Source organism: Haemophilus parainfluenzae ATCC 33392, from assembly GCF_031191205.1.
GTDB classification, from domain to species: Bacteria; Pseudomonadota; Gammaproteobacteria; order Enterobacterales; family Pasteurellaceae; genus Haemophilus_D; species Haemophilus_D parainfluenzae.
Window position 1 is genome coordinate 512618 of record NZ_CP133470.1, and the last position, 21568, is coordinate 534185.

At 40.3% G+C, this 21568-nt stretch carries 22 protein-coding genes; 15 read left to right on the forward strand and 7 right to left on the reverse strand.

The genetic code is table 11. From position 1 onward, the window contains the following. Positions 1 to 95: 95 nt before the first annotated feature. From RDV53_RS02515 to RDV53_RS02540, 6 genes are all read right to left on the reverse strand, one after another. A complete protein-coding gene (locus tag RDV53_RS02515) occupies positions 96 to 794 on the reverse strand; it encodes a LutC/YkgG family protein (protein WP_005696930.1) in 699 nt (232 codons plus the stop codon). A gap of 5 nt (positions 795 to 799) precedes the next feature. Further along, positions 800 to 2212, reverse strand: coding sequence for a LutB/LldF family L-lactate oxidation iron-sulfur protein (locus tag RDV53_RS02520; RefSeq protein WP_005634829.1), 1413 nt, complete (start codon positions 2210 to 2212; stop codon positions 800 to 802). A gap of 1 nt (position 2213) precedes the next feature. Next, positions 2214 to 2945, reverse strand: coding sequence for a (Fe-S)-binding protein (locus RDV53_RS02525; RefSeq protein WP_005696932.1), 732 nt, complete (start codon positions 2943 to 2945; stop codon positions 2214 to 2216). 96 nt (positions 2946 to 3041) lie between these two features. After that, positions 3042 to 4643: a lactate permease LctP family transporter gene (locus RDV53_RS02530; protein WP_005696934.1), complete on the reverse strand. Its 1602-nt coding sequence runs from the start codon at positions 4641 to 4643 to the stop codon at positions 3042 to 3044. 291 nt (positions 4644 to 4934) lie between these two features. Further along, complete coding sequence (gene ygfZ, locus RDV53_RS02535) at positions 4935 to 5774, reverse strand: CAF17-like 4Fe-4S cluster assembly/insertion protein YgfZ (protein ID WP_005696935.1); 840 nt, start codon at positions 5772 to 5774, stop codon at positions 4935 to 4937. Between the two features lie 8 nt (positions 5775 to 5782). Further along, the gene (locus RDV53_RS02540) at positions 5783 to 6646 is read right to left on the reverse strand and encodes a YicC/YloC family endoribonuclease (RefSeq protein ID WP_005696936.1); all 864 of its coding nucleotides are present in this window, start codon (positions 6644 to 6646) and stop codon (positions 5783 to 5785) included. A 176-nt stretch (positions 6647 to 6822) separates the two neighbouring features. On the opposite strand from RDV53_RS02540, the gene RDV53_RS02545 reads away from it, so the two are divergent. The 7 genes from RDV53_RS02545 to glmS all read left to right on the forward strand — a co-directional run bounded on the left by RDV53_RS02545 (position 6823) and on the right by glmS (position 13817). Then, positions 6823 to 8037, forward strand: coding sequence for an aromatic amino acid transporter (locus RDV53_RS02545; RefSeq protein ID WP_005696938.1), 1215 nt, complete (start codon positions 6823 to 6825; stop codon positions 8035 to 8037). Positions 8038 to 8144: 107 nt separating this feature from the next. After that, positions 8145 to 8930 (forward strand): NAD(+) diphosphatase, encoded by a 786-nt coding sequence (gene nudC, locus RDV53_RS02550; protein ID WP_005696940.1) that lies wholly within the window; start codon positions 8145 to 8147, stop codon positions 8928 to 8930. A 19-nt stretch (positions 8931 to 8949) separates the two neighbouring features. Beyond that, positions 8950 to 10014, forward strand: coding sequence for a uroporphyrinogen decarboxylase (gene hemE, locus RDV53_RS02555; protein WP_032822594.1), 1065 nt, complete (start codon positions 8950 to 8952; stop codon positions 10012 to 10014). A gap of 11 nt (positions 10015 to 10025) precedes the next feature. Next, on the forward strand, positions 10026 to 10616 hold the full coding sequence (locus tag RDV53_RS02560; protein WP_005696942.1) for a YjaG family protein: 591 nt from the start codon (positions 10026 to 10028) through the stop codon (positions 10614 to 10616). Positions 10617 to 10752: 136 nt separating this feature from the next. Then, positions 10753 to 11025 carry an HU family DNA-binding protein gene (locus RDV53_RS02565; RefSeq protein WP_005696943.1) on the forward strand — a complete coding sequence of 91 codons (273 nt, stop codon included), beginning with the start codon at positions 10753 to 10755 and terminating at the stop codon, positions 11023 to 11025. 126 nt (positions 11026 to 11151) lie between these two features. After that, positions 11152 to 11934: a DeoR/GlpR family DNA-binding transcription regulator gene (locus tag RDV53_RS02570; RefSeq protein ID WP_005696945.1), complete on the forward strand. Its 783-nt coding sequence runs from the start codon at positions 11152 to 11154 to the stop codon at positions 11932 to 11934. A gap of 50 nt (positions 11935 to 11984) precedes the next feature. Beyond that, positions 11985 to 13817 (forward strand): glutamine--fructose-6-phosphate transaminase (isomerizing), encoded by a 1833-nt coding sequence (gene glmS / locus RDV53_RS02575; protein ID WP_005696946.1) that lies wholly within the window; start codon positions 11985 to 11987, stop codon positions 13815 to 13817. A gap of 64 nt (positions 13818 to 13881) precedes the next feature. Here the strand turns inward: glmS and lpxH are convergent, their stop codons facing one another. Next, positions 13882 to 14586 (reverse strand): UDP-2,3-diacylglucosamine diphosphatase, encoded by a 705-nt coding sequence (gene lpxH / locus RDV53_RS02580; RefSeq protein WP_005696947.1) that lies wholly within the window; start codon positions 14584 to 14586, stop codon positions 13882 to 13884. Between the two features lie 88 nt (positions 14587 to 14674). Between lpxH and RDV53_RS02585 the strand changes: the two genes are divergently transcribed. The 8 genes from RDV53_RS02585 to RDV53_RS02620 all read left to right on the forward strand — a co-directional run bounded on the left by RDV53_RS02585 (position 14675) and on the right by RDV53_RS02620 (position 21533). Then, positions 14675 to 15397, forward strand: a complete 723-nt coding sequence (locus tag RDV53_RS02585; protein WP_005696948.1) for a 1-acylglycerol-3-phosphate O-acyltransferase — start codon at positions 14675 to 14677, stop codon at positions 15395 to 15397. 1 nt (position 15398) lies between these two features. After that, positions 15399 to 16808, forward strand: a complete 1410-nt coding sequence (locus tag RDV53_RS02590; RefSeq protein WP_032822593.1) for a multicopper oxidase domain-containing protein — start codon at positions 15399 to 15401, stop codon at positions 16806 to 16808. 31 nt (positions 16809 to 16839) lie between these two features. Continuing rightward, positions 16840 to 17319: a PM0630 family protein gene (locus RDV53_RS02595; RefSeq protein ID WP_005696950.1), complete on the forward strand. Its 480-nt coding sequence runs from the start codon at positions 16840 to 16842 to the stop codon at positions 17317 to 17319. A gap of 144 nt (positions 17320 to 17463) precedes the next feature. Further along, complete coding sequence (locus RDV53_RS02600) at positions 17464 to 17823, forward strand: MmcQ/YjbR family DNA-binding protein (RefSeq protein WP_005696951.1); 360 nt, start codon at positions 17464 to 17466, stop codon at positions 17821 to 17823. A gap of 131 nt (positions 17824 to 17954) precedes the next feature. Continuing rightward, entirely contained in the window at positions 17955 to 18932 is a 978-nt protein-coding gene (locus RDV53_RS02605; RefSeq protein WP_005696952.1) for an ABC transporter substrate-binding protein, read from the forward strand. A gap of 21 nt (positions 18933 to 18953) precedes the next feature. Then, positions 18954 to 19751 (forward strand): ABC transporter permease, encoded by a 798-nt coding sequence (locus RDV53_RS02610; RefSeq protein WP_005696954.1) that lies wholly within the window; start codon positions 18954 to 18956, stop codon positions 19749 to 19751. Next, entirely contained in the window at positions 19751 to 20443 is a 693-nt protein-coding gene (locus tag RDV53_RS02615) for an ATP-binding cassette domain-containing protein (protein ID WP_005696955.1), read from the forward strand. The genes RDV53_RS02610 and RDV53_RS02615 overlap by 1 nt, the downstream gene beginning before the upstream one ends. Continuing rightward, positions 20436 to 21533, forward strand: coding sequence for an NnrS family protein (locus RDV53_RS02620; RefSeq protein WP_005696956.1), 1098 nt, complete (start codon positions 20436 to 20438; stop codon positions 21531 to 21533). The genes RDV53_RS02615 and RDV53_RS02620 overlap by 8 nt, the downstream gene beginning before the upstream one ends. The last annotated feature ends 35 nt before the right edge of the window (positions 21534 to 21568 follow it).

Consider the following 21568-nt stretch of genomic DNA (forward strand, 5'->3'; position numbering starts at 1 on the left):
TATTCAATTCGTGAGTTTTTCAGAATTATAGCGGATTTTAAAAAAATAAAAAAAGAGAGAACATTGTAGTTCTCTCTTTTCATCATGGATGATTCTTATAAGTCGTCAATGACTAAATAGATTTTTGCTACTGGGCCATGTACGCCAATCACTTTAATCAATTCAATATCTGCCGTTGAACTTGGACCTGAGATAATATTGATACAAGATGGCATACGCTCGCCTTGTTGTGCTTTATCGTGTAATACTTTCGCCACTTGTGCAACACGTGGAAGTACTTGGCTTTTACGTACAACAACAATCGATTTTTCAGGTAATAAACTCACTGAACGTCCACGATCTGCACTAGAGAATAAGACGATTCCGCCAGTTTCCGCCAAACCATATTCTGCATAAACCACACCAAGATTAGCTTTTTCAGAAAAACTAATATTATCTTGTGCCGTTTCTGGTGACCATGTATGGCAAGTATATTTCGCTTCAAGCGCCGCTGGAATACCAAGTGCGGTCAATCTTTCATCGGAATTAAGCACAACATCACTGCCGCCATATTTTTCACAGAGAGCAAGTAAGGTTTGTACTGCATCAGACTCTCTACACACATTTACATCCACCATCATGGTTTTAGCAGAATTGGTAAATTCATTCGCTAAATCAACCGCACTTAAATGAGTTAAACGCTCAGTTGGGTATGTATTGACTGGTACATCCATCGGTTCAGGTATGATAGCACGGGCTTTACCCATTTTCGCCGCTAATTTATTAAGAAAATTTTCGCGATTTTGTAAATCCATGCTTATTACCCTCTCTCTCTATTATTAAACCATTGACGGAAACTTTCGCCATCTGCTTGTGGTAAATCTCGTGCTTTTGTCCATTCACCCAATGCACCAAATGTAATTGGTGCTTTCCCATTTTTGATCAGCTTACCCGCTAATTTTGCACCGATATTCACACCTGTTTTCCATAGTGTTGGGTTGGCATTGGCTGTGGTGAAACCAAAAATAGATAAACGTTCCATCGCGGGAGTTTTACCTAACTCTACCATTTTCTCACGGTGTTTTAAGATTAACTGCGCTAATGGAATACGCACTGGGCAGACAGAGTTACACGCATTACATAAAGAACAAGCATACGGCAATTCTTTAAACTCATCGTAGCCACCCAATAATGGAGAAATCACTGCACCAATTGGCCCCGGGTAAATAGAACCATATCCATGACCACCGATTTGACGATATGCCGGACAAGTATTCAAACAAGCACCGCAACGGATACAACGTAAAACTTCTTGGAATTCAGACGCTAAAATATCTGAACGGCCATTATCCACAATAACCAAATGGAATTCTTCAGGACCGTCGGTTTCACCAGCAAGACGAGGACCGGTTAACCAAGTGTTATAACCAGTTAATTTCGCCCCTACCGCACTACGAGCAAGCATCGTAATTAACACATCCACCTCTTGGAAAGTTGGCGCTAAACGCTCCATTCCCATCACGGCAATATGTGTTTTTGGTAAGGTCGTCGCTAAACGTAAGTTACCTTCGTTTGTCACTAAACAAACTGAGCCGGTTTCCGCTACAGCAAAGTTACAACCACTGATACCGATATCAGCCTCTAAAAAATCTTGACGAATTTTTTCACGTACGAAACGCGTCATATCTTCAGGCGTTTCCTCACCTTCATAGCCGAGTTTTTCAGATAAATCTTTGCGGATTTGGTGACGATCTTTGTGAATTGCAGGCACAACGATATGGGATGGTTTATCACCTGAAATTTGTAATAGATATTCACCCAAATCGGTTTCGATCACTTGCATGCCCTCTTTTTCAAGCACTTCGTTTAAACCGATTTCTTCTGTCACCATGGATTTGGATTTTACGATTTTCTTCGCATTTTTCTCTAATGCTACTTTGCGAATATAAGCACTCGCTTCTTCGGCCGTTTCAGCAAAATACACTTTACCGCCATTTTCCATCACTTTTTCGCTTAATTGATACAAATAAGCATCTAAATTAGCTAAAACATGGTTACGAATCTGTTTAGATAAATCACGCCATTCTTCCCAATGACCTAATTCGTCCACCATTTTTTGACGGTTAGCCCCAATAGTTTCTTGAGCTTTCACCACCGCTTTACGCATGATGGTGTTATGCACTTCATGATCGACACGCGCTTTAAAAGGAAGATTACTGGTTTTCAATGACATCTTATTTCTCCCCTTGCATTAATACTTCCGCAATGTGCATCACTTTGATCTTGCTGCCTTCGCGTTGTAAACGACCACCAATATTTAATAAACAACTTACATCTGCACCGATTAAATATTGCGGTTCAACCTCTTCAATATGCTCAACTTTTTCTTTCACCATTTCGCCAGAAATCTCTGCCATTTTCACAGAGAAAGTTCCACCAAAGCCACAGCAAGTTTGTTGATTATGAATAGGAAGAAGATCTAACCCTTTTACACCTTTCAAGAGAGCGATTGGTTCATCAACAATGCCTAATTTACGAGTAAGACTACAAGAAGGATGATAAACCGCTTTACCAGGCAAATAGGCGCCAACATCTGTTACACCTAATTTATTGACGATGAAATCCGTTAAATCACAGAAACGTGCGACGACCTTTTTCGCTCGCTCAGCCCAACCTAACTCACCAGCTTTAGTGAAATAGTCAGGATAGTTTTTGATAGCATAAACACAGGAACCTGCAGGGGCAACAATGGGATAATCGTTCACTTCAAAGGTTTCGACTAAGTTTTTCATGCCAGGGATGGCTTGTTTGGTGTAACCGCTGTTTAATGCTGGTTGCCCACAACAGCCTTGTTTTTCAAGGAAGATAACATTACAACCGAGTTTTTCCAGTAGTAATACAGTGTTTTTTGCCACACCGCTCTTTACTACGTCGGCAATACAAGTAACGTAGAAATTTACGTTCATAAATAATTACTCCAACAATAATAGAAAATAAAAAGTAAAATATTCGATAAAAGTTAAGCAACCGCCCACAAAGTGCGGTTGCTTTTTGCCTCTATTTTAGAGCGCATAGAATAGCGGAATTAAGAAACTTGCGCAAAGGGCTGCAATGATACCGTAAACGACCATTGGTACAATCGTAGTCTTAATGATTGTTCCTTCTTTGTTTTGAATATTCAACACGGAAGAAACTGCTACGATATTATTAATACATACCATATTACCCATCGCACCACCGACTGATTGTAACGCCAGAATTAAAGTCACAGATAAACCTGTAGTTTCTGCTGTCGATAATTGTACGCTACCGAATGTTAAGTTAGATACGGTATTTGAACCTGAGAAAAATGCGCCTACAGCACCTAAGAAGGATGAGAAGATTGTCCAGTCACTACCGGTAACTTCTGCAAAGGTACGACCTATGATTTTTACCATAGAATGCTCGCCACCCACTAACATCAAGTTTACCATCACTAAGGCTCCCATTAAGGCAATAAATGGATTTTTTACTTGGCTTAAGCTTGTACTAAAAATGCCTTTTGTTCTGCTGAAGTTCACTCCGAAAAGTGGTAATGAAATTAATACGGTAATTACAAATGGAATTAACGCAGGTACATAAAGAAGTTTATAGCTTTCACTCACTTCTGAACCGAAGATATTTTTCAAACTAAAAATTAAACCTTTGCTGACTTCAAATGTGCCTAATGAACCTAACGCTGTGGAGAACCACACATCTTTGTTATTCATTAAGCCTTTTAAGCCTAATTCTGGAATACGTGTAACGATTAAGAATAAAATTAATAAACCGGTTGGTAGTAATGCTTTAGCAACTTGGCCTGCGCTAACAGCATTATTATCTAACTTGTTTTCAACTTTCGCTAAACCAATACCTTTATTCGCTACAAATACAGAAATAAAGAGACCAATTGCGCCACCAACTAATGATGGGAACTCATAGTTAAATTGTGCAATTAAGAAGTAAGGAATCACGCAAGAGAATACGCTGATATAAATGAAAACAATATTTTGACGGATTTCTTTCCAGGTCACCATGATGCGTAATGCCATCAATGGAATCACTAATGCCGCAATGGAGTGGATAAACGCTGTCATCGAACCAATTTCAAGAATCGATTTTGAATCTAATTTTAACGGACCAAAACCGAACCAAGTTGGTGTACCTACAGCTCCAAAAGAAACCGGAACCGAATTCATCACTAAAGCTAACATGGCGACTTTTAATGGATTAAAACCTAACCCCATTAAAATTGGAGCTGCAATCGCTGCTGGTGTACCAAAGCCGCTTGCCCCCTCAATCATAAAAGCAAATGCCCAACCGATAATCATTAATTGTGCAACTGGGTTTGGATTAATATTGCCTAACCATTTACGCATCGTATCAGTTGCGCCAGATACTTCTGAAAATTTGTTAAAGAGAATTGCACCAAAAATAACAGTAATTGGTGTTTGAACAGCCACGATTGCTGCAGTCACATTTGCACTAATTGTCACTATATCGGTATTAAAATGAAGAAGATGAACCCCCATTACTAGAGTTGCAATCCAAGGTAATGCAACATAAGAAGGTAATGCATTACGCTTTACCATTAAATAGATCAACAGGATGATCGGAAAAACACTAAGAATAAAAGATAGGGTCATACTTACTCCTCTTACATAACTAAAAATTGCGCGTATTCTATGGGTTTTAAAGAAAAAACCTATACCCTATTAAGTGAAATTTATTGAAAATGTGACAAAGATCTCATAATTTTTTAACATTTCCCTTTTATCCTTGTAACATTTTTTTAACTATTCAAAAAATCTGACAAAAATACAGAAATTGTGCTAGAAAACAAATTTTCATTACAAAAGGCATAATAAAAAAATCCTTTGCAAAGATTGACTTCGCCAAGGATTTTTAAGTTTAAAATAGATTAAAAGACAATATATTTAGTTGTTTATGGAATAAGGAAGAGATTCAATTTTCAGAACTGTTCCATCTTCAGGTAAACGGAAATGCGTCCCTTCTTCTAAATCGTTGTTCATCACCACTTGTAACCATAAAACACCGTCAAAATTGACCGCACTTACGATCGAGCCCGTTTTACGCCAAGCCGTATCTAACTGCATTTCAATTTCGCTACCGATTTTCGGGGTAACTGTGGTTTCCCCCGAAAGCACATACATCGCTCGTTTATTGGCGCCACGATATTTGGCACGCGCGACAGTTTCTTGCCCGATATAACAGCCTTTAGTAAAAGAAATCGCTTGTTCGATAGCTTGTAGATTTAATGCCTGTGGGATAAATTCATTTTGCGTTTCCGCACTCAAGCTTGGTAGGCCTGCTTGAATATCCGCACAAAGCCATTGTTTATCATCGCCATTAAAGGTGACATCTAACGATGTAGGATTGATCAAAATTGCGCGATTTTCATCAATATCTAATTCAATCTGCGCATGAATTCGACCGCACTTTTCACCAATCAAGCCGACAATTTGCCAATCCAACACTTGGAAAGTGACTTTTGAAAACACCGCATATTTTTTTAAATGATCGAGTGGAGCCAATAAAGCTTTCGGCATTAAAATCAAAAACTGCTCTGCTGAAAGCTTAATTAAGCGGAACAACGAGTTCATTTTGCCTTTCGGATCACAATGTGCTGTAAGCGTTGAAGTACCAGCTGCTAAATGCACCACATCACAAGTTAATTGACCTTGCAGATATTTCTCCGCATCCACACCCGCCACCTCTACCAAATCATAGTGGTTTAATGAAATAAATGTTGCCATGATTTTTCCTATTCAAGGTTTTGAATTTGCTCACGCATTTGTTCGATTAATACTTTTAATTCCACGGCGGAAGCAGTGATGTCTGCATTAATGGACTTTGATGCCAACGTGTTAGATTCACGATTCAACTCTTGCATCATAAAGTCCAATTTACGGCCCACTGCCCCGCCTTTTTTCAAGATATTATTGGTTTCTTTCACGTGCATTTGCAAACGATCTAATTCTTCCGCCACATCCACACGTTGCGCCAATAAAATCATTTCTTGTTCGACACGTTGTGGATCAAGTTGAATCTGCGCTTCTTCAAAACGCTGTAATAAACGCTCACGTTGCCATTGTAAAACCGCTGGCATTTGTGACCGCACTTTTTCAGCCTCCACGGTGATGCCATCAAGACGTTGTTGAATAATGGCTTGCAATTTTTCGCCTTCACGGCCACGCATTGCAATAAATTCCACCAACAACTCATCAAAAGCTGTCAACAAATCTTGACTGATGGTATCTAAATCCTGCTCAGCCGCTTCCACCACGCCAGGATAACGCAATACATCTGCTAAATTGATTTCCCCTTCACCAGCTTGCGCCTTAATCCATTGTAAAGATTGAATAACTTGATTCGCCAACTCTTTATTTAAATTGAGTTCAGCCGCTGCTTGTTTTTTGCTATCAATACGCAATGAACATTCAATTTTACCGCGAGTGAGATTTTGACGAAGTTTCTCACGCAAAGCATTTTCCAAGCCTCTAAATTGCTCTGGCAAGCGGAAAAAGTTTTCCAAATAACGTTGGTTAACCGAACGAATTTCCCAAACTGCATCGCCCCAAGCTTTCTTGATTTCAAGGCGTGCAAAGGCTGTCATACTATAAATCATAAGCGCTCTCCTACTATTGTCTCTCGTCTTAATTGATTTGCCGGCTATTTTATCGGGAAAGTGCGGTCATTTCTACCGTACATTTTGTAGAAGAATTTTGTTTCTCCTACTTTACACAATGTAAAGATTAAAATACAATCATCGTAAATTTATCATTACAACCAAAGGAAAGTAAAATGAACAAGACTGTGGGAAGTACCTTGCTTGTAGCAGGAACCATGATTGGTGCGGGGATGTTGGCGATGCCGCTCACCTCAGCAGGGATTGGCTTAACGGCGACGGTTTTCTTATTAATTGGCTTATGGGCGGTGCTCACATTCACTGCACTTTTATTCGTTGAACTATATCAAACTGCTGACAGTGATGCGGGGATCGGCACGCTTGCTGCACAATATTTTGGTAAAGCAGGGCGAATTATTTCCACTGCTGTTTTAATTGTCTTTTTATATGCCTTAATTGCCGCTTATGTAAGTGGTGGAGGTTCCTTATTAATGGATTTACTCCCCGCCATGGGGGATAAAGACACCATGAACAAAATCGCGGTGCTTGTATTCACCATTTTCTTCGGTAGTTTTATTGTTATCGGCACCCACAGTGTGGATAAAATTAACCGTGTCCTATTTTTTGTGATGATTGCCACTTTTATCTTAGTACTCGCATTAATGTTACCAAACATTAAATTTGATAACTTAATGGCTATGCCGATTGATAATGCCTTAATTATTTCTGCAAGCCCTGTATTTTTCACGGCATTTGGCTTCCACGGTTCGATTCCTAGCTTAAATAAATACTTAGACGGTAATGTGAAATCCTTACGCATTGCAATTTTAGTGGGTTCCGGCATCACATTATTTGCTTACTTTTTATGGCAGCTCTCTACGCACGGTTTACTCAGCCAAAATGAGTTCTTACAAATTTTACGTGAAGACGCAACCTTAAATGGCTTAGTGAAAGCAACCTTAGAAATCACCCAAAGCCCAATTATTGCTAATGCAGTCAAAATTTTCTCCACTTTGGCATTAGTAACCTCATTCTTAGGCGTGGCATTAGGTTTATTAGAATGTATTGAAGACTTACTCAAGCAATCTTTTGATATTCATGCAGGGCGTATTTCATTAGGTTTAATGACCTTTATTCCCCCAGTGCTTTTCTCCCTTTTCTATCCTGAAGGTTTTATTCTCGCACTGGGTTATGCCGGTCAAATGTTCGCGTTCTACGCAGTGGTTTTACCGGTAGCATTAGTTTGGAAAGCACGCTCAATTCATCCAAACTTGCCATACCGAGTATGGGGCGGTAAAGCATTGTTAGTGCTCGTCCTAGTGCTTGGGGTAATTATTACTTCGATTCCTTTTGCTATCCGAGCCGGTTATTTACCTTTTGTCGTAGGTTAAAATGAGTAAAAAAAAGACCGCACTTTTAAGGTGCGGTCTTTTTTTATTCGTTTTATTAGAAATCCCTTTTATAATGACCGCACTTTTAGAATAAAAAAGAGAAAAATATGAAAGCAATTCAGCCCGAAGATCAGGGATATTGGCTGTTCACCAAAGGATCAACACTTTATTGGCAGGAAAATGATCTGCCTTTTGGATCAGCAAAGGAACTTGACCTCACAACGCAAAAAGCAATGTTGCTCGGGAAATGGAAATCACAACCTTTATGGCTTGTGGCAGAAAATGAGCAAGATGAACGAGAATACCTTTCCTTACGGAGTTTGTTGTCATTACCGACTGAAGATTTTCATTTATTAAGCCGAGGCGTGGAAATCAATCATTTTTTGAAAACTCACCAATTCTGCGGAAAGTGCGGTCAAAAAGTGGAACAAACTCACGATGAGCTTGCGGTTCAATGTACAAGTTGCGGCTATCGCACTTATCCGGTTATTTGCCCTTCGATTATTGTCGCCGTTCGCCGTGGCACTGAGATTTTATTAGCCAACCATAAACGTCATTACACGCCTGGCAAAGCAGGTATTTACACCACGCTAGCAGGTTTTGTGGAAGTAGGTGAAACCTTCGAGGATGCCGTTCATCGCGAAGTGTTTGAAGAAACCGGCATTCGCATTAAAAATATTCGCTATTTCGGTAGCCAACCTTGGGCATTCCCAAATTCACAAATGGTGGGTTTTTTAGCTGATTACGACAGCGGGGAAATTCAACTGCAAGAAACGGAACTGCATGATGCACAATGGTTTTCTAGCGTAGCCCCCTTGCCAGAATTACCGCCAACAGGTACTATCGCACTCAAATTAATTAATGCTACGCTTGAGCTTTGCAAAGCGGAATAAAATAAATGAAGGAAAGCCCATGTCTGAATTAAAAAATGATCGTTATTTAAAAGCCTTATTACGCGAACCAGTGGATATGACCCCCGTATGGATGATGCGCCAAGCGGGGCGCTATTTGCCTGAATATAAAGCAACGCGTGCAGAAGCAGGCGATTTTATGTCTCTTTGCCGTAATGTGGATTTAGCTTGTGAAGTCACCTTACAACCACTTCGTCGCTATGCTTTAGATGCAGCTATTTTATTTTCAGATATTCTTACTATTCCTGATGCAATGGGCTTAGGATTAAGTTTTGGTGCAGGTGAAGGCCCGAAATTTGCCCGTCCAATTGAAAACAAAAGTACGGTCGAAAATTTACCAATTCCTGACCCTGAAGGCGAACTTCAATATGTGATGAATGCGGTGCGCACAATTCGTCGCGAACTAAAAGGCGAAGTGCCACTGATTGGTTTCTCTGGTAGCCCGTGGACACTGGCAACGTATATGGTTGAAGGTGGTAGTAGCAAAACCTTCAATAAAATCAAAAAAATGATGTATGCCGAACCACAAACTTTACATCTTTTATTAGATAAGGTAGCGGATTCCGTGATTTTATACTTAAATGCACAAATCAAAGCTGGTGCACAAGCAGTCATGGTATTTGATACTTGGGGCGGTGTGTTAGGTCATCGTGAATATTTAGACTTCTCTCTGCAATATATGCACAAAATCGTCGATGGTTTAATTCGTGAACACGATGGCCGTAAAGTGCCCGTGACTTTATTTACTAAAGGCGGCGGTTTATGGTTAGAAGCCATGGCTAATACAGGCTGTGATGCGCTAGGATTAGACTGGACAGTTAATTTGGCGGATGCAAAAGCGCGTGTAGGTAATAAAGTGGCGCTACAAGGCAATATGGATCCAAGCGTGTTATATGCACCAGCTGAGCGTATTGAGCAAGAAGTGCGGTCAATTTTAGCTGATTTTGGTCAAGGCAGCGGCCATGTATTTAATTTAGGTCATGGTATTCACCAAGATGTGCCGGAAAGTGCACCAAAAATCTTCGTGGATGCAATTCATGAGTTCTCTAAAGCCTATCATAAATAAGCGAGAAAAAAATGCGAAATCCGATTCACAAGCGTCTCGAAAATCTCGAAAGCTGGCAACATCTGACCTTTATGGCTTGCTTATGCGAGCGTATGGCACCTAACTTTGCCCTATTCTGCCAAATGACGGAACAAAAGCCTGCAGACAAAACCTATCACAACATTTTAAACTTAGTGTGGGAGTTTCTAACGGTTAAAGAGGCAAAGATTAATTTCGAGAACCAATTAGAGAAACTTGAAGAAATTATTCCTGATGTGAATGATTACGACTTCTTTGGTGTGGTACCTGCTCTCGATGCTTGTGAAGCGCTAGGTGAATTGTTGCATGCGATTATCGCGGGCGAGACACTTGAAAAAGCAATTCAAATCAGCCAAATTTCATTAGGCACGGTTTGTTCTTTGTTAGAAACACAAGAAGATCGAGATCTTTCTGAAACTGAACTGAAAAGCCGTGAAGAAATTGAAGAAGAACTTGACCTTCAATGGCAAATCTATCGACTACTCAAAGACTGCGAAAAACGCGATGTAGACTTGATTTTATCCCTCCGAAACGAGATCAAACAGGAGGGAATCTCCAACATTGGTATAAAAATTGAGCAATAACGTGAGATTTGTCACAATTTTTACAAATCGAGCTTTTATTTCCCGCTCAGTTAGATTAGACTTTGCCAAGCCGTAGTTGGTTACAGGCCTCTAACTTAACAGAGTCAAATTTTAATTTAACAAAAGGTACAAATTTATGAACAAAACAGATTTAATCGATGCAATTGCAAGTGCAGCTGAATTAAACAAAAAACAAGCTAAAGCTGCATTAGAAGCTACTTTAGCCGCTATCACTGGTAGCCTTAAAAAAGGTGAACCTGTTCAATTAATCGGTTTCGGTACATTCAAAGTGAACAAACGTGCAGCACGTACTGGCCGTAACCCACAAACTGGTGCAGAAATCAAAATCGCAGCATCTAAAGTTCCTGCATTCGTATCTGGTAAAGCATTAAAAGACGCAATCAAATAATTTGTCTTAAAACGGATTTTAATTAAACCCTGCTTTGTCAGGGTTTTTTGTTACCTAAATTTTAGCTTTACAATCATTATTTTGCCGATATAATTACGAACCGAAACTTATTGTGGAGTATAAATAATGAAACGAAACATTCAACACCGAAATACTCAACAACGCAGACATGCCATCATGCAACTTCTGCAAGAACAAGGTGAAGTCAGTGTAGAGCAACTCGTACAGTTATTTGACACCTCTGAAGTGACGATTCGAAAAGATCTCACTGCATTGGAAAGTAATGGTTTCCTTCTTCGTAAATACGGTGGTGCCATTTTAATGCCACAAGAAATCATAGAAGAAGAACAAGATGATGAACTTTCGCAACGAAAGTTAGTCTTAGCAAAAGCAGCTGCAGAACGTATTCGTGATCACAATCGCATTATTGTGGATAGTGGCAGCACAACCGCCGCCTTGATTAAACAGCTTAATCGTAAACAAGGCTTGGTTGTGATGACGAATTCGCTTTCGGTGGCCACCGCATTACGTTCACTCGAAAATGAACCGACGCTCTTAATGACGGGAGGCACTTGGGACACACGTTCCGAATCCTTCCAAGGCAATATTGCCGAGCAAGTCCTACGTTCTTATGATTTTGACCAATTATTTATTGGTGCCGATGGCATTGATTTAGAACGTGGTACAACGACATTTAATGAATTGGTTCGCTTAAGCCAAGTGATGGCTGAAGTGTCTCGTGAAGTGATTGTGATGGTGGAATCACAAAAAATTGGCAGAAAAATGCCAAATGTGGAATTAACCTGGCAGCAAATTGATGTGCTGATTACCGATAACAAATTATCTCAGGCTGACAAAGACGCCATAATGGCGCAAGGCGTAGAAGTAATTTGTGTAGATGTAGCATAAAGTGCGGTCAGAAAAATAAGACTTTTAATTTTAGTAAATAAGGAAAAACTATGTGTGGTATTGTTGGTGCGGTAGCACAACGCGATGTAGCAGAAATTTTAATTAATGGTTTACACCGCTTAGAGTATCGTGGTTATGACTCTGCAGGTGTTGCTGTCGTGGATCCAAACCATGAATTACACCGCGTGCGCTGCTTAGGTAAAGTAAAAGCCCTTGATGAAGCAGTTGCAGTAAAACCATTAATCGGTGGTACAGGGATTGCGCACACGCGTTGGGCTACTCATGGTGAACCTTCTGAAGCCAATGCTCACCCGCACACTTCAGGTAACTTTGCTGTAGTACATAACGGTATTATCGAAAATCACGAAGAATTACGTGAATTACTGAAATCTCGTGGTTATGTGTTCAATTCTCAAACTGATACAGAAGTAATCGCTCACCTTGTTGAATGGGAAATGCGTACAGCCGCTACTCTGCTTGAAGCGGTACAAAAAACTGTAAAACAACTTACTGGTGCGTACGGCATGGTGGTATTAGATCGCGAACATCCAGAACATTTAGTGGCAGCGCGTTCAGGCAGCCCATTAGTAATTGGTTTAGGAATTGGTGAAAACTTCCTTGCATCTGACCAACTTGCGCTCTTAAGCGTGACTCGTCGTTTCATCTATTTAGAGGAAGGCGATATCGCAGAAATCACACGTCGTACCGTGGATATTTACGATGCGAATGGTCAAAAAGTAGAACGTGAAGTGCACGAGTCTAACCTTGAAAATGATGCAGCAGAAAAAGGCAAATTCCGCCATTTCATGCAAAAAGAAATTTATGAGCAACCAAATGCATTAATCAACACCATGGAAGGTCGTATTCTTCATAATAACGTGATCGTGGATGCTATTGGTAATGGCGCAGCTGAAATTTTAGAAAAAGTTGAACACATTCAAATCGTGGCTTGTGGTACCTCATATAATGCAGGAATGACCGCTCGTTACTGGTTTGAAGCACTTGCTGGCGTGAGCTGTGATGTTGAAATCGCATCTGAATTCCGCTATCGCAAATTTGTGACTCGCCCAAATAGCTTGTTAGTGACTATCTCTCAATCAGGTGAAACGGCAGATACCCTTGCAGCACTTCGTCTTGCAAAAGAAAAAGGTTACATGGCAGCCTTAACGATCTGTAACGTATCAAGTTCATCTTTAGTACGTGAATCGGATCTCGCCTTCATGACTCGTGCAGGCGTTGAAGTCGGTGTGGCATCAACTAAAGCGTTTACCACTCAGTTGGCCGCATTATTAATGTTAGTCACTGCAATTGGTAAAGTAAAAGGCAACATCTCAAATGAACAAGAAGTGGAAATTGTAAAAGCGTTACAATCACTTCCGGCTGAAGTTGAAAAAGCCCTTGCATTTGATAAAGATATCGAAGCATTAGCAGAAGACTTTGCAGAGAAAAACCATGCACTTTTCTTAGGTCGTGGTGAGTTCTACCCTATCGCAATGGAAGCTTCATTAAAATTAAAAGAAATTTCTTATATTCATGCTGAAGCTTATGCGGCGGGTGAATTAAAACACGGTCCATTAGCCTTAATCGATGCAGATATGCCGGTTATCGTGGTTGCACCAAACAATGAATTGCTTGAAAAAGTGAAATCAAACATTGAAGAGGTACGCGCTCGTGGTGGTCAACTTTATGTGTTCGCTGATAAAGAAGCGGGCTTCACGCCAAGCGAAGGCATGAAAATCATCACCATGCCAAAAGTGAATGAAATTATTGCGCCAATTTTCTACACTGTTCCAATGCAATTATTGTCATACCATGTGGCATTAATTAAAGGAACCGACGTGGACCAACCTCGTAACTTAGCGAAATCGGTAACCGTAGAATAAAGTGCGGTTGAAAATCAGCACGTTTTAATGAAAAAAAGCACAGGTTTAATCCTGTGCTTTTTGTTTAAATAAACCGATAACCGTTTTCTGTTACTTCCAGAATTGAGGCATAATCCTTTCGCCAATCGCCTAACACAATTCGCGTGTACCCTTTTTCCTGATGGATGGCTTCTCGATGCGTATGACCGTGAATTAATCGATTTACGCCAAATTCTTTCACTGTTTGCGACGTAAACGCTAAATTCACATCCATGATATCCAGTGACTTATATTGCTTATCTTGTTTACTCTTCACGCGAATTTTCTCTGCAATTTTTAACCGCACTTTTAATGGCAAGCATAAAAACAATCTTTGTCGCCATTTTTGATGCACCTTTCGGCGAAATTGTTGATATTTCACATCATCAATACATAAGGTATCACCATGACAAATTAAGGTTTTCACACCATAAAGATCAACACAATGATAGTCAGGCAATAACGTTAAACCACAATCTTGTGCAAATTTTTTCCCGACGAGAAAATCTCGATTACCATGAATGAAATAACAAGCTATGCCCTTTTCTGTCAGGTTTTTAATCAACTGTTTTACTTGTGAGATTAAAGGTGAAGTTTCATCGTCACCAATCCAAAAATCAAAAAGATCCCCCAAAATATAAACCGCTTGCGATTCTTGTGCTTGGTTTTGCATAAAATCACGAAAAAGTGCGGTTAATTCCGGATGCGTTTCGCTTAAATGAAGATCTGCAATAAAATAAATGGGTTTCATAACTATTCCGTCATTTTTTTCATTAGATTAGCACACATTTTTGTGTAATTTGCTATACTTTCCAAAAATTTTAATTAGGTATTTTTCTATGTTAAAAATCGCCAGAATTCTCATCGTTGCACTTTGTTGTATTTTAATTTGTGTGCTTGGTACGATCTATTCCTTTATTCGTTTCAGAAACCCAAGCAATGTGGGCATTATGGCTCGCTGGTTTGGACGTTTATTCCCTTTATTGGGCTTAAATGTAGAACACCGCTTTCCACAAAATAAAGAGAATATGCCGCGCTGTATTTACATCGGTAACCACCAAAATAATTTCGATATGGTGACTATCTCTTACATGGTACTTCCACGCACGGTAAGTGTGGGTAAAAAAAGCCTAATTTGGATTCCATTCTTCGGTATTTTATATTGGGTGACGGGCAATATTTTCTTAGATCGTGAAAATCGTTCTAAAGCACATAGTACCATGACTGAGCTTGCTCGCCGTATCAATAAAGATAATCTATCAATTTGGATGTTCCCTGAAGGTACACGTAGCCGTGGTCGTGGTTTATTGCCATTCAAAACAGGCGCATTCCATGCAGCGATTGCGGCTGGCGTACCAATCGTGCCTGTGGTGTGCTCGACAACCCATAACAAAATTGATTTAAATCGTTGGGATAATGGTAAAGTGATTTGTGAAATGATGGAGCCGATTGATACTTCATCCTACACAAAAGACAATGTACGCGAACTTGCCTCTTACTGCCACGATTTAATGGAAAAACGCATCGCCGAACTCGATGCTGAAATTGCACAAGGAAAATAATATGTTGCGTCTTTCTCGTCGCCAATTATTAAAAACTACCGCAATTTCAACCGCACTTGCTGCCACACCTCAATCGGTATTGGCGGCGTCTCGTGAAAAATTAACTATTCCTCCGTTGATGGAAGCGAAACGTGGTCGCCCAATTATTCTTAATATGGAAGAAACCGGCTACAAATTAGATGGTTCCCATAGCGTCAGTGTGTGGGGCTTTAACGGCAATTATCTTGGGCCCACTATTCGCATCAAATCGGGTTCTTTTGCAAAACTCAATTATCACAACAATTTGCCACAAAGTATTGCTCTCTCTATTCAGGGATTACAAGCCAGTGGCGAATTATTTGGTGGCGCCGCAAAAGTCCTCAAAAAAGGGGAATCTTGGGCACCGATTATCCCAATAGAGCAGCCTGCCGCGACTTGCTGGTATCGCTCTGCAACCCTAGCTAACTCGGCTTATCAAACCTATCGCGGTATTGTGGGGATGTGGTTGATTGAAGATGATCAAAGCTTAAAATCTCAGCTACCTCATAAATACGGTGTGGACGATATTCCATTAATCTTACAAGACATGGAATTTAACGGTGACGGATTACAATTATTTAAGCAAAATCAACCGCACTTTGTCGGTAATCGTCTTCTTGTTAATGGGCAAGAAGCGCCTTATCTTGAGGCCCCGCGCGGTTGGATACGTTTACGCTTACTCAATGCCTCATTGGCAAGAGCCTATGATCTCCGTTTAGATAACGAACAAGAGATGTTACTCATTGCAAGAGATTTAGGTTTTTTACCACAAGGTAAAGCGATTAATTCTCTCATTCTAGCACCGGGTGAACGCGCAGAAGTGTTAGTTAATTTAAACGAAGGCCAAGGCGTATCACTTATTTCTGGCGTAAAACGTGGTTTCTTCGACAAAATCAAAAATGTATTCAGTTCTAATAATGATTTTGCCGATAACACCGTTTTAGAACTTCGTCCACTAGGTGAAATCTCTGCATTCAACAAAAAAATGAATGAGTCATTCAATACTGATGCCACGGCTATGCTCGAAAGTAAAATCGCCCAAGAACGCACCTTTGAACTAGATGTGACTAACGGCTTAATTAACAAACAACGTTTTGATCCGCGTCGAGTTGATGTTTCAGCGAAAGTCGGTACTGTCGAACGTTGGATTATCAACAGCTCGTTGCCTGTCGGTTTTACCATTCAGGGTGCAAAATTTGTTATTGAAAATCAAGATGACGTCAATATCAGTCCAACTGAACTTGTTTGGAAAGACACCGTTTGGGTGAAAAAGAAAGTACAAATTTTAGTAAAATTTGAGCAACCTTCATCAAATAGCCATCCTTTTTTATTTGGTGCATCAAATTTGATGTTAGCTGATATGGGGTGTATCGGAATGATGGTTATTCAATAAAACCAACTTATTACATAAAAAGGAATCAAAAATGAAAAAACTAACCTTCTTCTTAGCAACAATATTTCCAATCGCGGCCCTCGCTGTAACCGAACAATCAAAAGACACTAAACAACAAGCTGACGAGCCTCATATTTATCTTTCTATCTTTGATAGAACCCAAATGCCCTCAGTCGATTTACATAAAAAAGAAATTTCTCGTTCTAATAAAAATGAGAAAGTATGTTGGATTGCAACAGGACATTTCAGAAAAAAAGTCAATGTGACGGAAACATTCAAAGCGCAGGCTAAAAGTCAAATGGAGTTCAACGAAGCGCCTAATGGGCAAATAACATCATCCCCTAATAAAAAAACTCACAGCATTACTTATACTGCCAAACCGTTAGAAAATGGGAAATATGTAACAAATTGCTGGGAATTCGGTCGATGGGACCCTACCGGTAAATATGTACTTACTGTAAAAATTGGAAAACATGAATTTGAAAAACAAGTTTTCTATGTAACTGAGTAATTAAAAATATCCAAAAATGACTGCATTTTAAATGGTAATATTTGGTAACTTAAGTCTAAAAAGCCGCCTGAAATTCAATTTTCAGGCGGTCTTTGTTTATTCTAAGAACGATGACAAACCAACTCATTATTCAAGGAGCAAAACTTGAATCAAGTACAACAAATATTTGATTATGCTGCCAAACAATATGCTACGCAGCCAGAATATCTTTGGTCGAAATTTCCAGAATATGCAATCTTGCGTCATGGCAATGGTAAAGGAAAATGGTATGCACTTATCGGCAAAATTACGAAGATTAGATTGGGTTTACAAGAAGAAGGCACAACAGATTTCATCAATCTCAAATGTCCACCCGATATGGTAAGCATCTTACAGCAATCACCTAATTTCTTACCCGCTTACCATATGAACAAAACCCATTGGCTAACAATTGTGTTAGATCATGGCGTAGAAACCGAAGAAATCTTTAAGTTGTTGGATTGGAGTTACGACTTAACAAAGTAGAAGAATTTAAAAACACCTAAAAATCTGACCGCACTTTTGCTTTTCTTTACTTTAGTCACGGCTAGTAAGATAATGAATGAAAACTATTATCAAAATACAAGCATTGAGTTTGATTCAATAAGGAGATAACCATGGCAATGAATAGACGTGATTTTTTAAGAATGAGTGCGGCATTTACAGCAGCGGGCATGTTGCCTTCTCTCTTTGCGGCAACGAAAGAACAATTTACCATTTATGGTGCACCAGCGATGCCAAGTGTGACCATTGCAGTGGCGGCAGCGCAAGGTAAATTAGCCAAACAAGCAGATGTCGCATTAGAGATTTGGCGTTCGCCAGATCAATTGCGTGCGGGTGTAGCAAGTGGGCAATTTAAAGTGATGATGAGCCCAAGTAATGTGGGCGTGAATTTACGTAATCAAGGGCAACAAGTTGGCATGGTAAATATTCTCACCAATGGTATTACACAGTTGATGTGTAAAAGTACGCCTATCACTTCACCGCAAGAATTGGTGGGTAAAAAAATCCTTGTGCCATTTAAAAACGATATGCCTGACATCGTATTGCAAGCTTTACTGAAAAAACTAAATATTGATATTAATAAAGTGGATATCACCTATGCCGCCACACCAACGGAAGCGATTGGTTTGTTCTTACTGAAAGATTTCCATGCAGCTATTCTGCCAGAACCGATGGCGAGCGCCGTTGTGCAGAAAGCTAAAATTGTCGGTACGGAGATTGTGCGTGGGTTTGATTTAGTGAAAGAATGGGGACAAGCATTTAATACAAAACCGCTTATTCCAATGGCAGGCATTATTGCCAATGAAGAATACTTCCACGCACACAAGGTGGAGTTTGATCTACTTCACCAAGATTTAAGTGATGCGTTAAACTGGATTATGGCGAACCGCAAAAGTGCGGCTGAAATTGGCGCTAATTATCTGCCAGCACCAGAAGCCGCTATTGAAATGGGCTTAGACGGTGCGCGCTTAACGGTGACCAAAGCCAGTGAACTGAAAAATGAAATCATGCAATTCTATGAAACTTTGATGGAATTCAATCCAAAACTATTAGGTGGTAAATTGCCGGATGATAAATTCTTCTTGGCTTAATTTGAAACTGAATCACAACACATGATTAAAACTGACAAAATTCGTAAACCACAACCTGTCCTGTTGTACATCATCGACTATCTCTGGAGCGGTTTTACCGGCTTGAGTGTGGCAATGATGGTAGTTGCCTTGTGGGCTTGGGGCAGTGCGATATTTGGTGAATTTATGCTGCCTGCTCCCGCGGATGTTTTTCAAAAAGCCCTTGAGCTGCTTGACCATTTCCAACAAAACGAAATCGGCATTTCGTTATGGCGTTCCGTGGTAGGCATTACCATTGCATTAGTCGCAGGCTTAGCCGCTGGGCTGATTGCGGGCAGCTTTAAAACCGCTATGGCATTACTCAAACCCGTCATTACGATTTTGTTAGCCATGCCGCCAATTATTTGGGTCGTGATGGCATTATTTTGGTTTGGCTTTGGCAATCCAAGTGTGCTATTTACCATTATCGTATTAGTCGCCCCGCTGACCTTTGCCAGTGCCGCCATGGGTATGGCAAGTGTCAACAAACAACATGAAGAATTGTTTGATGCGTACAAACTCGGATTGTGGAAGAAAATCCGCTATTTGTATGTTCCCCATCTCACAGGCTATGTGATTTCCAGCATTGGCGTCGCGGTTGCGATGGGCGTGAAAGTGGTGATTATGGCAGAGCTTTTGGGTGCCAATGAGGGGGTGGGAGCACAGATTGCCGATGCCAGAGCCATGTTAGACACGTCAACAGTGATGGCTTATGTGCTGTTGGTGATTGTGTTTGTTTCACTCTTTGAATATTTGATTACCAAGCCATTGGAAATCCTGTTTATGCCGTGGAGAAGATAATGCTGAGTTTAAAAAATGTGCGTTTTGAAATTCTCCGCGATCCCATCGTGCGCGATTTCAGTATGGATTTACAACCAGGCGAAGTAAAAACCTTATTCGGCCCAAGCGGTTGTGGCAAAACGACTGTGCTGCGTTTAATTTCAGGTTTGGAAACGCCAAAATCGGGTGAAATCAAGAATACATTTCGTAAAACGGGCTTTCTGTTTCAAGAAAATCGTCTATTGGAAAATCTCACGGCTATGCAGAATATTGCCATTTTTATGGATGAACCAAATGAACATGAAATCATTGCGCTGGCAGAAAAGATTGGGCTTTCTTCGGGTGATTTAAATAAATACCCGACCGAATTATCGGGTGGAATGGCAAAACGCGTGGCATTTTTGCGTCTATTACTATGCGGCTGTGATTTAGCCTTATTGGACGAACCTTTTGTCGGTTTGGATCGCGATTTACGTAATATTTTAGCCACTATGTTAGTGGAAAAAATTGAGCAACAAGGCATGGCCTGTATTTTAGTGACGCATGATCGTTTTGAAGCGGCTCGATTAAGCCGAGAAATCATGCAGCTTTCTCCAAAAGGGATGGATATACAAAATGTGATTACTTTGCCAACGCCATTATCTAAACGCAATTCAGCCTTTGAAGAAACCGTAGTCGCACGCGAATTTCAAGGAATCCATTATTATGAATAATTTCTTTACCCATCCGATGCGACCCTTTTTTGTTGGGGCTGCCATTCTTGCGATTGTGGGAGCGTTGAGCTTTTTCATCAGTCCCGATGATCTCATTCTACACCGCAAAATTTTCCTAGAATTTATGTTGCCCGCGGCATACGGTGGCTTTCTGACGGCTTCCATGCTTGAGTGGACAAATTACAAAGGTAATTTAAAACCTATTGCGACGATTTTAGCCGTGCTCTTGCTTTCTGGATTGGTGTTATTGCCATTCTCCCCGCAAACTGCCTCGTTTTTAGTGGCGGCTTATTGGCTCGCACTGTTACTCTTTTGTGCTTGGCTGTTTTGGTTGGATCGCAATACCGACAATTTTACTTTACTGATGTTGCTTGCCGCATTTACAGTTTGTCAGACGGCTTACGCCATGACTGATAGTCTGAAATTATTGCGAGCACAGGTGCATTTAAATATGGCAGCAGTGATGTTTGTATCGATTCGAGTCAGCATTCTATTAGGCGCAGAGGCACTGAAAGAAAGTACATTGAAAGATCCCGTATTTATCCCAAATGTCGTGTATAAAAATATCGCGATCACATTCTTGTTGCTTCATGCTGCTGCAGAATTATGGTTGCCTGCGCAAACCACCGCTTTTACTGCCTTTGCAGTTGGCTTTATCTTACTTGCCAAGTTACGCGAATTACATCATCACGAATTGCTACGCAAACATTACATACGTACTTATTATTTCCTTCAACTGTTTGCCGCGATTGGTTATTTGTGGATCGGCATCAATAAATTAATTGATGAACCGACTGCCGATCCATTACACATGGTGACACTCGGCGGCATTCTCGGCAGTATGATGATGATTTGGCTCACTGCAGGATTATGGCATAGTGGCTTTACGAAACTGGATTACCCAAAACTCTGTCGCCTTGCCGTGCTTTGCCTTTTCACGGCGGCACTTTCTCGAGCTTGTTTAATGTATGTGGACGAGCTGTTTTTTATCATGATTCCCGCTATTTTAATTGCCATTGTGTTTGTACTATATCTCGCAACCTTTGTGCCGATATTCCGAAACAATGCCTTTACGGATGATCCTGAATAATGACCAATCCGCACATCCACGTGCGGATTTTTGAT

What these genes read in the sequence shown, in the direction of transcription:
- RDV53_RS02545 (WP_005696938.1), top strand. Translation starts at nt 6,823, where the DNA reads ATGAACAAGACTGTGGGAAGTACCTTGCTTGTAGCAGGAACCATGATT.
- nudC (WP_005696940.1), top strand. Translation starts at nt 8,145, where the DNA reads ATGAAAGCAATTCAGCCCGAAGATCAGGGATATTGGCTGTTCACCAAA.
- glmS (WP_005696946.1), top strand. Translation starts at nt 11,985, where the DNA reads ATGTGTGGTATTGTTGGTGCGGTAGCACAACGCGATGTAGCAGAAATT.
- RDV53_RS02530 (WP_005696934.1), bottom strand. Translation starts at nt 4,643, where the DNA reads ATGACCCTATCTTTTATTCTTAGTGTTTTTCCGATCATCCTGTTGATC.
- hemE (WP_032822594.1), top strand. Translation starts at nt 8,950, where the DNA reads ATGTCTGAATTAAAAAATGATCGTTATTTAAAAGCCTTATTACGCGAA.
- RDV53_RS02525 (WP_005696932.1), bottom strand. Translation starts at nt 2,945, where the DNA reads ATGAACGTAAATTTCTACGTTACTTGTATTGCCGACGTAGTAAAGAGC.
- RDV53_RS02610 (WP_005696954.1), top strand. Translation starts at nt 18,954, where the DNA reads ATGATTAAAACTGACAAAATTCGTAAACCACAACCTGTCCTGTTGTAC.
- RDV53_RS02565 (WP_005696943.1), top strand. Translation starts at nt 10,753, where the DNA reads ATGAACAAAACAGATTTAATCGATGCAATTGCAAGTGCAGCTGAATTA.
- RDV53_RS02615 (WP_005696955.1), top strand. Translation starts at nt 19,751, where the DNA reads ATGCTGAGTTTAAAAAATGTGCGTTTTGAAATTCTCCGCGATCCCATC.
- RDV53_RS02520 (WP_005634829.1), bottom strand. Translation starts at nt 2,212, where the DNA reads ATGTCATTGAAAACCAGTAATCTTCCTTTTAAAGCGCGTGTCGATCAT.
- ygfZ (WP_005696935.1), bottom strand. Translation starts at nt 5,774, where the DNA reads ATGGCAACATTTATTTCATTAAACCACTATGATTTGGTAGAGGTGGCG.
- RDV53_RS02560 (WP_005696942.1), top strand. Translation starts at nt 10,026, where the DNA reads ATGCGAAATCCGATTCACAAGCGTCTCGAAAATCTCGAAAGCTGGCAA.
- RDV53_RS02570 (WP_005696945.1), top strand. Translation starts at nt 11,152, where the DNA reads ATGAAACGAAACATTCAACACCGAAATACTCAACAACGCAGACATGCC.
- RDV53_RS02540 (WP_005696936.1), bottom strand. Translation starts at nt 6,646, where the DNA reads ATGATTTATAGTATGACAGCCTTTGCACGCCTTGAAATCAAGAAAGCT.
- RDV53_RS02585 (WP_005696948.1), top strand. Translation starts at nt 14,675, where the DNA reads ATGTTAAAAATCGCCAGAATTCTCATCGTTGCACTTTGTTGTATTTTA.
- RDV53_RS02590 (WP_032822593.1), top strand. Translation starts at nt 15,399, where the DNA reads ATGTTGCGTCTTTCTCGTCGCCAATTATTAAAAACTACCGCAATTTCA.
- RDV53_RS02605 (WP_005696952.1), top strand. Translation starts at nt 17,955, where the DNA reads ATGGCAATGAATAGACGTGATTTTTTAAGAATGAGTGCGGCATTTACA.
- lpxH (WP_005696947.1), bottom strand. Translation starts at nt 14,586, where the DNA reads ATGAAACCCATTTATTTTATTGCAGATCTTCATTTAAGCGAAACGCAT.
- RDV53_RS02620 (WP_005696956.1), top strand. Translation starts at nt 20,436, where the DNA reads ATGAATAATTTCTTTACCCATCCGATGCGACCCTTTTTTGTTGGGGCT.
- RDV53_RS02595 (WP_005696950.1), top strand. Translation starts at nt 16,840, where the DNA reads ATGAAAAAACTAACCTTCTTCTTAGCAACAATATTTCCAATCGCGGCC.
- RDV53_RS02515 (WP_005696930.1), bottom strand. Translation starts at nt 794, where the DNA reads ATGGATTTACAAAATCGCGAAAATTTTCTTAATAAATTAGCGGCGAAA.